Source organism: Amphritea atlantica (genome assembly GCF_018860855.1).
Lineage (GTDB): Bacteria > Pseudomonadota > Gammaproteobacteria > Pseudomonadales > Balneatricaceae > Amphritea > Amphritea atlantica_A.
Genome location: NZ_JAHKQE010000046.1, coordinates 1 through 13,421, shown reverse-complemented (window position 1 = coordinate 13,421; position 13,421 = coordinate 1). Strand labels below are relative to the sequence as shown.

Genomic DNA, 13,421 nt, shown 5'->3' with positions numbered 1-13,421 from the left:
AGCAAGAGCAAGAGCAAGTAGATGATTTTGATAGTACCTTCGATTTACCTATTGGTATTGAAGAATCAAGGCCTGAAAAAATCCCAAATGATGACTTAGGCTTCTTTGATGATCTCGCTACACTTGACGATGAAGAGCAAGAATACCTTTATGATTTATGGGCAGATGATGAGCCATCTGAAGAAGATGGTATTTTCGATTCACCTCTCGTTATTGAAGAACCAATATCCGAAAACATCTCAAATGACGACTTAGACTTTCCTGATGATGTCGCTTCATCTGAAAGTACAGAGCAAGAAGATTTTTATGATTTCTGGACAGATGATAAGCCTTCTGTAGAAGATGGCCCTGGAAATACCATTACACGCTCTCAGAGAGCTCGTCAGATGGCTGCCCAGGTCATTGACACTGTCGGTTGGTCAAAATCAGAGCTTGGTCTGATCACAGATATATTTATTGATAATGGTTGGTCTGCAACGAAAACCACCCTGATAAGAGAGATAGAGTTAGGTGCTTCGGTTGAAGAAATTACCCTTGCTAGAGAGCTTAAGCTCATCTGGAAGGAGTGTGATCGATATTGGATTTACTTTGGAGCTATTAATCGATTTTACGAGCACACAACTGCTTCCTATAGACACTTTAGTTGGAAGCAGGCTCTTAGAATTATCAGGACTTACAACGGGTACCCTTGCATTGAAGAAATTCATGAAATGCTAGAAGTTGAGTTTGAGTATTGGTATTCAAAAAAGATACTTCGCAGAAAATACCCTGCATTTATAAATTATCTTATTTACTACCGTTTTAGTGATGCTCCATCAATGCTTCCAGCAAGTGATTCATCGTTTTTCTTTGATCCAATTGATGAAGAAACACTGGATAGTGATGATTTAGAGCTAGAAGGATCTGATATGTATCATGCTCTTTCTGAGTACGGCATCAATTTGCACAATAACTTTACAACTAAAAGTTATTACACTTCTGATATACCCTTCGATCAAGAAGAAGGGAAGTTGCTTGTACCTGAAAGAAAAATAAAACGAATAGTTAAAGTCCAGGAAATTGATGAATTTGATGAGGACGATAATGAAGACTAAGGAACGTTTACTCCCTACTCAGAACTGTTGGGTTAGCTATAACAACAATGGCGGTGTTGTACTAGGTACAATGGAAGGTGCAGATGGCATCAGTGCAAAAGTACGTTTTAAAGACAGCATTGAACGTATTGTTTTAATTGAAGAGCTATCTTCAGGCTTCAAGGTTGGTATGGATGTTCGACATGTACCTAGCAGAACAGGAGCTCAATCGCTGGGTGAGGGAGTTGTACTTAAAACACGAACGCTTGGTTTTAATGATCAAGTGCTAGTTGAATTCACAGCTTCAGGGTCTACAAAGTGGTTACCTTATGAAACCTTGTCTTGGATCAAAGGGCCTAAGCATCGATTTATTTTGGGTGATTGCGGTGATCATAACAGCGCTGAGAGGTTCAGGTTAAAAGTATTAGCGCATGCGATCGAAACCTGGAATGAAAACACGGGCTCTCTTTCCAGGATGGATATCGACCCATTACCTCATCAAACGAACCTTGTGCATCATATACTCGCATCAGGAAGCCTTAACTGGTTGATTGCTGATGATGTTGGTCTTGGTAAGACTATTGAAACAGGGATGCTCATTAAAGCGCTCAGGCAGCGAGGACAAGCTAGGAGAATTCTACTTATCACTCCCGCAGGTCTTACTGCTCAGTGGAAAGAGGAGCTGCATCACAAATTTGCTCTAAGTGAATTTGAAATTTATGGAGAAAATTTTTCTATTGATTATGCCCGTGAATGGAAAAAACATGATGATGTGATTGGTTCCATTGATCGGTTTAAAGACGAAAAACATCTTGAGATTCTTTTGCAAGCTGAACCATGGGATTTAGTTATTTTCGACGAAGCTCATAGGCTTAGTCGTCGCCAATATGGAATGAAATATGACGCGTCGCAGCGCTTCCAGCTTGCACAAGCGCTGAGGCAGAAGACTCAAGCATTTATCCTTTTATCCGCCACACCTCATCAAGGAATGCAGGATAAATTTCAAAGCCTGCTAACGCTTTTACATCCCGACAGAAAGAATGACATCGATACTCTTGCCTTAAATCCAGAGATTCTCTCTGACATGATGTTTCGAAATAATAAGGCTGACGTAACGGATATCGATGGAAACTTCATATTTCATGGGAAATCGACAAAAGCTTTAAGAGTTCCTTTGGGTGACGATGCCAAAGAGTTTGATCAGGCTCTACAAGACTATCTTAAGCAAGGCTACGCTGCTGGATCAGCGCTTGGATTCAAAGGAAACGCGATAGGCTTTGTGATGACAGTTTATCGCAAGCTCGCAGCATCCAGTGCACAAGCCATTCATACAGCATTGTTGAGAAGGAGAGATCGGCTTCATGGCGAATATGTAAATGGAATTACTGATCTTGATACAGCAGATGAACGTTATTATGGTGAGTATGAAGAGAAGTACGATTCACAACGCCAAGAGTTTTTTGAAGGTGAGCTTGAATTACTGGATCGCTTAATCGTTAGAAGTGAAAGACATTTAGAAAGTGATAAAAAAATACAGCTTTTTCTAGATGAATTAATTAGTAATATTTTAGCTCAGCATTCTGAAGAGAAAGTGCTGATATTTACTGAATATCGCTCTACACAAAGCTATATCAAAACAGCCCTTGAAAAACGCTATGGTGAGTCAAAGGTAGAGTTAATAAACGGCTCAATGAGACATCAAGAGCGCCGTGAATCCATAGATAGATTCGAAAATGATGGGCAATTCATGATTTCAACTGAGGCAGGTGGTGAAGGTATTAACCTTCAGCAAAATTGCCATGTCATGGTTAATTATGACCTTCCTTGGAATCCAATGAGAATTGTTCAGCGAATTGGTCGACTCTATCGATACGGTCAAAAGAAAAAAGTTGTTGTCTTTAATATTCATTCGCCAGAAACAGCTGATGAGCAAATCATGGATATGATGTACGAACGAATTGACCAGGTAGTTTCTGATTTAGCTACGGTAGGGAACGAGTTCAACGATACGCTACAGGATGATATTTTGGGTGAAATAGCAGAAATGGTGGATGTCCAAAAGATATTAGAAGAGTCAACTGTTATTGGCATTGAAAGGACTCAAGAGCGAATTGACGAGGCGATGGAGAAGGCCAAAGAAGCAGCCTCAAAACAAAGAGAGCTATTTGAGTATGCTGCTAGCTTTGATCCTAATGAAGCGAGAGAAGAGCTTGGTATTACTTCTGAGCACCTCGAATCATTTATTTTAGGTATGTTTGAGCTCTTAGCAATCGAAGTTGTTGAAAAAACACATAAAGGGATGGTGTGGCAAATCAGACTACCCGAAGAGCTATCAGAAAAGCTTGGTGTTAGGAAAACTCGTTGGGAAGTAACAAGCGATCGATTAACTGCTGCACATCGGCCAAATACAAACATGTTAGATATGGATAACTTCCTAATGCTTCATATGATTGAATTGGCTAAGTCATATGAATTTATGGGGCAGTCTGCTGTTGCAGCTGCACAGGATTTATCAGGTTATGCTCTAGTATCTGGTTATCTAAGATGGCAAAACGAAAATGGTGTTCGACAACGCCAAGAGTATGCTGTTTGGCATATAGAAAGTGACGGTAGGGTAACCTGTAACCCAAGTGAACTCTCTGAATGGCTAAAAGAAAAAGCGATTACAAGTGGAACGGCTAAGGATCGAAAATCGAACGAGCAATGGTTCAAGGCAGTTGATGACGCAGCCAATATTAGATTGCATGACGTCAGTAATAAGTGGCTTCATCCTGATAGCTATCAGCCAATAGCATCTGCTTGGTTAAATCGCGATTAGTAGCGAAGGAGTTATTGATGGTTTATGAATCTCAAGGGAAGCCTCAAGAAGTGATGTTCTACTCCGATCAGGGTAGTCATTACACGAGTAGAAAGTTCAGACAGCTGCTTTCGAGATGCAAGATTGTTGATCTAATGTGTCAGGATGATTTCGCCCACTAAACTGGATAAAGTCTAAGATCCAGTGAGCTTAGGTTTGTGCTGTACGTTTACTGTCATTGCGAGCACGAATGTGGTGACGTAATCGAACGATGAAAGGGGAACTCATAATGTACATTCTTGTACTGTATTTATAAACAGTATTTCATGAGCAATAAATCTGTGTAGTATGGAGTTACTAAGGATTCAGTACCAATCGATTTAGGGATAATGAATAAAAATGATTCTTATTAAGTTTTTTGTCGCATTTCTGCCGATATACGACACACTGTCGTCTTTCTTCAAACTCATAATTCACGATTCCAAAAAATTCAGACGCTGATTCAGCAGGTTAAGCGATAAAGTTAAAATGTCACTTAAGAGTGTTATATGACACGCTGTCGCATTTTTCCAAAACTGTTGTCGTATATTTAACGATTATGTTTTTAATCACAAATGGATATATCAAATATGTCAGAAAATCAATTTGAAAAAGAATTTAGCGAAGATAGTTTTTGGGATAAAACTAAGAATTTTGCCAAAGCCGCAGGAGAGGCTGTTTTAGAACCTGCACTTAAACTCTATTATTCGGCTCAAGACTCTGATACACCAAAGTGGGCTAAAACTACAGTTTACGGTGCTCTAGGGTATTTTGTATCACCAATAGATGCAATTCCAGATATAACCCCTATTGTTGGTTATTCAGATGATCTAGGTGTTTTAGTCGCAGCAACAGCAGCTATAGCTGCTTACATAAAAAAAGAACATTCAGAAAAAGCAAAAGAAACGTTAAAGCAGTGGTTTAGCTAAACAAAACATAATAAGGCAGCATTTGCTGCCTTTGTCTGTCTGGCTATCAAACAGCTAGTGCTAGTCATTTAAGCCGGTAATTCTCCATTTTTTAGCCGGTGCTCACTATAGCATGGTCTTGATAGCAGTTCAGTGAGTAACTCTAAATGTTTTGGTGCACCTGCTTAGTATTCGCATAGATGCGTTTTATAGGCATTTTTTATGTGATATACAGTATGATTTGAACTTTTCTAGGAAAGGGGACAGCTTACCTGATGATCTGTTGTTGGCGATGTTTCTGCGTATCTGGAATAACCGAGGACAGCTTGAACTGTTGGCGCGTTGGTTGTATGAAAGCGACGAGCCAGCTCAAGGCATCTGGCCACATCGGCGCTACAGTCGATTGAGTGAAAAAATAGAACATGTGTCGCCCAGTCAAACATGGCTGGCGAACGTTGAAACTCGGCGTTGGCCTGAGAGTTATTGTCAGTTCCCAACACCCTGTTATGGTGGCACTAATCCGCTTAACCTCGGTATCACCTTTGTTGCTGATACTAAGCCGACAGCGCAACCAACTATTTCTTCCTGTGATGGTCATTTCTCGACTATCGTGATGCAAGACTTACAGGGGTGGTATCGGGTTCTGTGCGAGTACGCTAAAAACGAAGGTAGGTCGGTGCGCACAGTACAGTTGTTTTCTGCTCAGCATGGACAGATAGCAACGATGCGTCGCAGCCTCGAGAGCGGCTTGTGGTTTGCTTGTCGTCATGAGGTCCATCAATGGGGGCATTAAGTCAGTGTTATTATTCATATATAAAGGTCAAAGTTAAAAGGAAAGTTATGCCTAGGTGCGATAGGGAGAACCTAGCGGCGATGATAGCTATAGCAAGCACATCAAAATTGAATTCAATATTTCTTCAGCTATAAAAATCAGAATTCTTCGTTGCTATAGGCGATGCGAGAGAAAAGAATGAAGCTTGTTTAGTGTTATAAAGGTTACGAACAAAGCTAAATAAGAGCTCTCATTTTGGGGATTCCACTTCCCTTTTCGATCAAACTGAAGGATTATTCATCCCCGAGTAATATTTTAGACTTCAAATAGCGACAATGGATGTCGATGCTTTAAGCTCAATATCCAACTACATGTCGCGCAAACTGTAGGACACAGGGATGCAAAGCGTGTACGCACCAGGGGCAAGGGTAGTCATTCGTGATTGTGAATGGATTGTCCGTCGAGCAGATCTAAGCGATGATGGCGGTTATATTCTTACGGTTGACGGGTTATCCGAGCTGGTTAGTGGCAAGAGTGCCCGTTTTCTTACGCAGCTTGAAGAAGCCGACAAAACCATTCGAGTGTTGGACCCAGCAGAAACCTGCTTTGAACAGGATTTAACACCGGGGTTTGAAAAAAGCCGTCTGTTTATCGAGACACAGCTGCGTCAAATCACCCCAGCGGATAACAAAATCCACCTTGGTCATAAAGCCGCGATGGACCCCGTTCCTTATCAACTTGATCCAGCCCTACAAGCATTGCAACAAAACCGTCAGCGTATTCTCATTGCTGATGCCGTTGGTCTGGGTAAAACCCTAGAAGCCGGTATCTTGATGACTGAGTTGATGCGCCGAGGTAAGGGTAAGCGAATTTTGGTGCTGACGCTTAAAAGCATGATGACTCAGTTCCAAAAAGAGATGTGGAACCGTTTTACCATACCGCTAACTCGGCTCGACTCTGCGGGTTTACAGCGCGTACGTAATAATATTCCGGGCAACCATAATCCGTTTTACTACTATGATAAGTCGATTATCTCCATCGATACTCTCAAGCAGGATAATGAATACCGCCGCCACCTAGAACAAGCCTACTGGGATATTATCGTTATCGATGAAGCCCACAACGTGGCTGAGCGTAGCAGCGGCTCTCAGCGTGCTAAGTTGGCGCAACTGTTAGCTGGTCGCTCAGATAGCCTGATTATGCTGTCGGCGACACCGCATGATGGTAAGGCGCGGTCTTTTGCGAGCTTGATGAATATGCTCGACCCAACCGCTATATCCGATCCAGACGATTACGCTAAAGAAGATTTTCGTGATAAAGGTTTGGTGATTCGCCGCTTTAAGAAAGATATTCGTGATCAAGTGCAACAGGATTTTAAAGAGCGTGTGGTCAATGATATCTATCTCAATGCTTCCCCAGAGGAGGAAGCGGCCTACCAAGCGCTGTTGGATGTGCCTTTTACTTATCGCGGTGAGCATAGCGCAGAGCTGAATGGCCAGTTGGTACGTATTGGCTTGCAAAAATCTATTTTCAGTTCGCCAGCTGCGGCGCAAGTGTCAATCGAACAACGAATTAAAAAACTAACCACGCTTACCGCCAGCAAGCATGTTGTCAGCGATGATGAGCAGCAAGAAGTTCAAGCGTTGCAGTCATTATTGCTGGCGCTGCGTAATGTCGATGCAATCCATTTCAATAAATATCAGCAACTGCTCAAGCTGTTAAAAAGCAGTGATTACGGTTGGAAGAAAAACAATACTGAAGACCGCTTGGTACTCTTCAGTGAGCGAATCGAAACGCTTCATTGGTTGCGTAGCCAGATGATGGATGATCTAACGCTGAAAGATGACGCCGTCCGCATTCTCCACGGTGGCATGTCCGATATCGAGCAGCAATCGATCGTAGAGGACTTTGGCAAACCTGAAAGTAAGCTACGGGTATTGCTATGCTCCGATGTGGCCAGTGAAGGTATCAACCTGCATTACCTATCGCATCGACTGGTGCACTTTGATCTACCTTGGTCACTGATGGTGTTTCAGCAGCGTAATGGTCGGGTTGACCGCTATGGCCAAGAACAGATTCCCATTATCACGTATTTGATTAACCAGAGTGATAACCCGACAGTAAAAGGGGATCAGCGCATCCTTGAAATTCTCAAAGAGAAAGATGAGCAAGCGTATAAAAACATCGGTGATCCAGCCACCTTTATGAAAGTGCACGATGCGGCGGCAGAAGAAAAACTGACCGAATCCGCGATGGCGTCTGGCACCGATGCCGACACCTTTGATGCCCTTTATCAGCCGGATGACAGTAACGCCGGTGATGATCTTTTAGCGCTGTTCCTGAACCCAGAAACCGTTGAGCCTCAGGTCGAGGAGCAGGCCGAACAACATACGTGTGAACGATATAGTCTGTTCCCGAGCGATTATGAATTTGCTCGTCAGGCGCTCGAAGCGATCAATCGTGAGCGCAAGCAAGTCAATTTCAGTGCCAACCAAGAACGGCAAACCCTCACGCTGACACCACCGGATGACCTGGATTACCGTTTCCGCTTTTTACCGCCGGAGATTCGCCCAGATAACGGCAGCCTCGTATTGACCGCAGATAAACAGCGTTTTGACGATGAAATCCGTCGCAGCCGGCAAGATGAGAACGCTTGGCCTAAACTGCATTATCTTTGGCCACAGCACCCAGCCGTTCAATGGTTAGAAGATAAATTACTGGCACAGGTTGCTCGTCACAGTGCACCGGTGTTGGCATTACCGGATACCGATCAGGTTAAATACGCTTTGCAGCCGGAAGAATCCGTTTTTCTAGTGAGTGGCTTGATCCCTAACCGTAAAGCTCACCCCGTTATCTGGCAGTGGTTTGCTATTCATTGTAGTAACGGCGTGGTCACTCAGGTTCAGCCGGCAGAGGGTTGGCTAAAACAACTGGAGCTGAATAACAAGCTACCCAACCGCGCTCAACCGGTTGATATAGGTGCGCTTGAAGCCTTACGTCAGCCCGTGATTAACGCGGCTAACGAGCAGATGGCCTCGCAACAAAAAGATTACAGCGTTAAAACCCAAACCATGCTCGATCAACAGCTATCTCAATTAGAGGCGCTTAAAGCGCGTCAGGTGAGTCAGCTCGATCTGAATTTGAATCGTTCAGCACAGGCAGAGCACTTTAAAGTGGCGCGCCGTGAAGAGCGTTTAAACCGCATCGACAGCGTCTTTAACGACTATCAGACATGGGTGCGGGACACCCTCAACATAGAACCAGTCCCCTTCATCCAGATCATCGCCGTGTTTACCCGAGCAAACGATTAACAGGCCCGGGTAGGGCAAAGGAGCAGAATCAGATGGCCGTTCAGGATACTGTCGCCACTTTTATAGGTTTAGGCAACGAAAACGAATTTTTTAGCGCCCACTATCTGTCAGAAGTCTTTCAGGGGGATTTTGCTGAGGTTATTAAAGGGTGGGAGAACCGGGATGAGCAGCCGCCACATCGTGCGCTACGTAACCTTAATCAGAGCTATTTTGGTTTGCGTCATAAGCTCAAAACCGAACGCAATAGTGCTGAACGGATCAACCTGCAACGGGCATTTTTTAAAGAGCTTTGTGCCGTTTTAGGCATTCCCTATCAGCCAGAAAACCGTGAACTAGCGCCTAATACCGAACTGCCGGTACTGTCCGCATTAGGGGATCAGCTCTGGGTGCTAGGTGCGCTGGATTCCGATAATGAAGGAGAAGATCCGCTCTCGCTGACACTGCACAGCAATCAGTTCTTTGGCGCAGGCCCACATCATGACAAACTGAAAAATACTGATTGGTACAGCATCCTTAACGAAGCTGTCTTTCAGCAAGATAATCCTCCGCGTTGGGTACTATTACTGTCCGATCGTCAGGGCATTTTAATCGATCGTTATAAATGGTCACAAAATCGTATGTTACGGTTTGATTGGGAAGAAATTCTTGGTCGCCGTGATGATAAAACTCTCAAAGCGACCGCCGTGCTACTGCACCGTGAAAGCCTTGCACCCGTGGATGAAGCTGGCAAGCAAGGCCAGTGTCGCCTCGACAGTCTGGATGAAAACAGCCACAAGCATGCGTTTGCCGTGTCGGATGACCTTAAATACGCGCTACGTCAAGCGATAGAACTGCTAGGTAACGAAGCCGCAGCACAACTGATCGAGCAGGCTCGCGAGCGGAAGGAGGGGATCTTTAGCGGCGCAAACGCCTTAGATCCTGAGCAGCTCTCTAGTGAGTGTCTGCGTTATATGTATCGCACTCTATTTCTGTTTTACATTGAGGCTCGGCCTGAACTTGGCTATCTGCCCAATGATGATACTTGGCGTCAGGGCTACAGTCTCGATAGTCTGCGCGACCTTGAAAGTGTGCGTCTAACGACGGAAGAGAGTCGTCGTGGCCACTACTTTCATCATAGCCTGCAACGTATGTTCAAGCTTATTTACGCTGGTCGTGAACGCAGTCAGCAGATCGATCACACCCGGGCGGGTGCCGTCAGCACCTTTGCCATGCGAGGGTTGGATAGTCATCTGTTCGATCCTGCACAAACGCCGCTACTCAACCGGGTGGTGTTTAGCAATGAAACCCTACAGCAGGTGATTCAAAGCATGTCACTGACTCGCCCGGCGAAAGGCAAAAAACGCCGGGGCCGGGTTAGCTACACTCAGTTGGGTATTAACCAATTGGGGGCAGTATATGAGGCGCTACTCAGCTATCGTGGTTTTTTCGCCACCGAAGACCTCTATGAAGTGGCCGCAAAAGGCCATAACATCAATCCGGATGAACTCGATACCGGCTATTTTGTCACTCAATCTCAATTAGATGAGTTTGACGACAAAGAGCGGGTGTATGACAAGGTCGACGGCAAACTCAGCCTGCGAGTGCACCCCAAAGGTAAATTTATCTACCGTATGGCGGGCCGTGACCGAGAAAAATCTGCCAGTTATTACACCCCTGAAGTGCTCACCAAAAGCTTGGTGAAATACACCCTGAAAGAGCGTCTTACCGAGGCGGTCAGTGCCGAAGATATTCTGACGCTCACCGTGTGTGAACCCGCGATGGGTAGTGCCGCCTTCTTGAACGAGGCTGTCAATCAACTGGCTGAAGCGTACCTCACGCGCAAACAGCAAGCCCTTGGTCAGCGTATTCCCCATGAGGATTATCAGCACGAACTGCAACGGGTTAAGATGTATATCGCCGATCACAACGTCTACGGCGTTGACCTTAACCCCATTGCTGTTGAATTGGCCGAAGTGTCGCTCTGGCTTAACGCCCTCAGTGGCGGCCATAATGTGCCTTGGTTTGGCTATCAGCTGTTTAGTGGTAACAGCCTTATCGGTGCTCGCCGCGAGGTTTACCCTGCCAGTGCCTTGAAAAAACAGGCGAAAGAGGGGCTCTGGTATAACAATGCCCCTAGACGGTTACCACCCGAAACCCTGCTTGATTCCTCTGGGATAGGGGGGCGAAAGGCGGGGGAAATCTATCATTTTCTGCTGCCTGATCCCTGCATGGTGGGCTACAAGGACAAAACGGCCAAACAACTGCGGCCAGGTGAGTTTAAAAAGGTCAAAGACTGGAAAGTAGCGTTCTGTGCGCCGCTTGAAGAGAGTGAAATTCAGATACTTGAAAGCCTGAGTAACGCAGTCGATCGGCTATGGCGTGAACATATGCAGATGTTGGCCCATGATCGTAATCGCACCGAAGATAAACACAGCCTTTGGGGGCAACCGCCAGCAGACGCGTCTTATTCCAGCACCCGCGAGAAAGATGATATACGCATCAGTGGTATCTTTAACACCCATGCCCGCATCGCTTCCCCCTATCGACGTTTAAAGTTAGCGATGGACTACTGGTGTGCGCTCTGGTTTTGGCCGCTAGATAAGATGGATCAGCTGCCCGATCGCCAGAAATGGTTGTTCGACCTCAATACCATTCTGAATAGCGCGGGTACTTTTGACTTTGCCCCTGAGCAAGAGAGTTTACTTGAGGCAGCGGCAACGCCATCTGAAGCAAACAGGGGCGCTGCGTCAGCCGAGCAGGGCAGCAGCGATCTGTTTGCCAAGCCTATAGAAGATCTATTTGCCGCCGAAGCGCCGCAGCAAACGCTACGCGCCGAAACCCAGGCCGCCCGCGAGGTGAACAATCAGCGTGGCGAATTGAACTTAGAAAAGCTGTTTAAAAATCCGTTTTTCGCCACCCTGCAGATCGCCAATCAACTGGGCGAACATTTCCGTTTCTTCCACTGGGAGCTTACCTTTGCCGATATTTTTGCCCAGCGAGGTGGTTTTGATATCACCCTCGGTAACCCGCCCTGGCGCAAGGTGGAATGGCAGGAGGGCGGCGTACTGGGCGACTACAACCCCGCCTTTGTGTTGCATAAACTCAGTGCGAAAAAACTCAGTGATGAGCGGGAAGCAGCCTTCGCTCGCAATCCACAGCTAGAGCAAGCATGGTTTACTGAATTGGCCGAGGCTGAAGGCTCGCAGGCGTTTTTGAACGCTACCCAGAATTACCCGCAACTCAAGGGTATGCAGACCAATCTGTATAAGTGTTTTTTGCCGGTTGCGTGGGCCAATATGAATGAGCAGGGAGTGAGTGGCTTTCTGCATCCGGAAGGGATTTACGACGATCCAAAAGGGGGAGGGTTCCGGCGGGAGGTTTATCAGCGGTTACGGGGGCACTTCCAGTTTATCAATGAGACCAAGCTGTTTGCCGAGGTCCATAACCAAACGTTGTTCAGCATCAATATCCATGGACCTGTTAGCGAACCTGCCTTCAAGAATGTTTCCAATCTATTTGTTCCGGGCACAATTGACCTATCTTTTTCGCACGATGGAAGCGGGCCAGTGCCCGGTATCAAGGAAGAGCTGCAACTGCCGGATGGCCGCGTAAAGGTGAAATGGAACTTTGATGGTCACCGCGATCGCATTGTCGAAATTGGCCACCATGAACTGGCCCTCTTTGCCCGGCTCTACGACGAAGCCGGCACGGACCCCCTGGAAGCGCGCCTGCCCGCCCTGCACGCCCGCCAGCTGATCTCGGTACTGGAAAAATTCGCCGCCCAGCCCCGGCGGCTGGGGGATCTGCAAGGGCAGTATCTGTCGCTAGAGATGTGGCATGAAACCAATGCCCAGAAGGACGGCACCATCAAAAGGGACACCCGCTTCCCCGAGTCCCCGCAGCAGTGGATACTCTCCGGCCCCCACTTCTTTGTGGGCAACCCCTTCTACAACACCCCGCGGGCAGTGTGCGATACCAACAAGGCCTACGACAACCTCGACCAGCAAACCCTGCCGGACGACTACCTGCCCCGTACCAACTATATCCCCGCCTGCGACCCCGACACCTACCGCGCCCGCACCCCCCGCGTGCCCTGGGTGGAAGAGGGCGAGTCAGAGCCGCGGTTGGTGACGGAGTGTTATCGGTTCGTAAACAGGCGTATGTTTGGTGCATCGTCTGAACGCTCATTCATTAGTACGGTGATGCCGAAGGGGGCCGGCCACATCAATACTACAGTGAGCACCGTCATAAGAGATGAGAAGTATCTTGTTAACTTCGCGGCTGCAACTTTCTCTGTCGCGTATGACTTCTTTCTTAAATCAACCGGCAAGTCAGACTTGTATGGCCAGTTATTAGCAATCTTCCCATTGCTGGACGCTCCCTTGGCGCGGGTTCGAGCTCTTGGCTTACTATGTGTCTCGGGTCACTACGCCGACCTCTGGCAATCCACCTGGCAGGATAGCTTCCGCCAGCAGCAGTGGGCCTGCGCCGACTCCGTTCCCGATAGTCCTCTGCCGCCGGCTTTCTTCGCCAAACTGACGA

Annotated in this window: 6 protein-coding genes and 1 pseudogene; all 7 read left to right on the top strand. The window is 46.5% G+C overall.

Annotated features, from left to right (window positions below; genetic code table 11):
- On the top strand, positions 1–1,094 hold a 1,094-nt coding region (locus KO512_RS19060; protein ID WP_215953908.1), incomplete at its 5' end, for a hypothetical protein.
- Complete coding sequence (locus tag KO512_RS19055) at positions 1,063–3,891, top strand: DEAD/DEAH box helicase (RefSeq protein ID WP_354667755.1); 2,829 nt, start codon at positions 1,063–1,065, stop codon at positions 3,889–3,891. The genes KO512_RS19060 and KO512_RS19055, both read left to right, overlap by 32 nt.
- A pseudogene (locus tag KO512_RS19050) lies at positions 3,882–4,016 on the top strand (IS3 family transposase); the annotation flags it as partial. The gene KO512_RS19055 and the pseudogene KO512_RS19050, both read left to right, overlap by 10 nt.
- 483 nt (positions 4,017–4,499) lie before the next feature.
- Entirely contained in the window at positions 4,500–4,838 is a 339-nt protein-coding gene (locus tag KO512_RS19045) for a YkvA family protein (RefSeq protein WP_252735127.1), read from the top strand.
- A 220-nt stretch (positions 4,839–5,058) separates the two neighbouring features.
- Entirely contained in the window at positions 5,059–5,610 is a 552-nt protein-coding gene (locus tag KO512_RS19040) for a hypothetical protein (protein ID WP_215953905.1), read from the top strand.
- Positions 5,611–5,987: 377 nt separating this feature from the next.
- Positions 5,988–8,900: a DEAD/DEAH box helicase gene (locus KO512_RS19035; RefSeq protein WP_215953904.1), complete on the top strand. Its 2,913-nt coding sequence runs from the start codon at positions 5,988–5,990 to the stop codon at positions 8,898–8,900.
- 32 nt (positions 8,901–8,932) lie between these two features.
- On the top strand, positions 8,933–13,421 hold a 4,489-nt coding region (locus KO512_RS19030; protein WP_215953903.1), incomplete at its 3' end, for an Eco57I restriction-modification methylase domain-containing protein.

Coding starts and splice junctions, on each gene's coding strand:
- KO512_RS19055 (WP_354667755.1), top strand. CDS start 1,063: ATGAATTTGATGAGGACGATAATGAAGACTAAGGAACGTTTACTCCCT.
- KO512_RS19045 (WP_252735127.1), top strand. CDS start 4,500: ATGTCAGAAAATCAATTTGAAAAAGAATTTAGCGAAGATAGTTTTTGG.
- KO512_RS19035 (WP_215953904.1), top strand. CDS start 5,988: ATGCAAAGCGTGTACGCACCAGGGGCAAGGGTAGTCATTCGTGATTGT.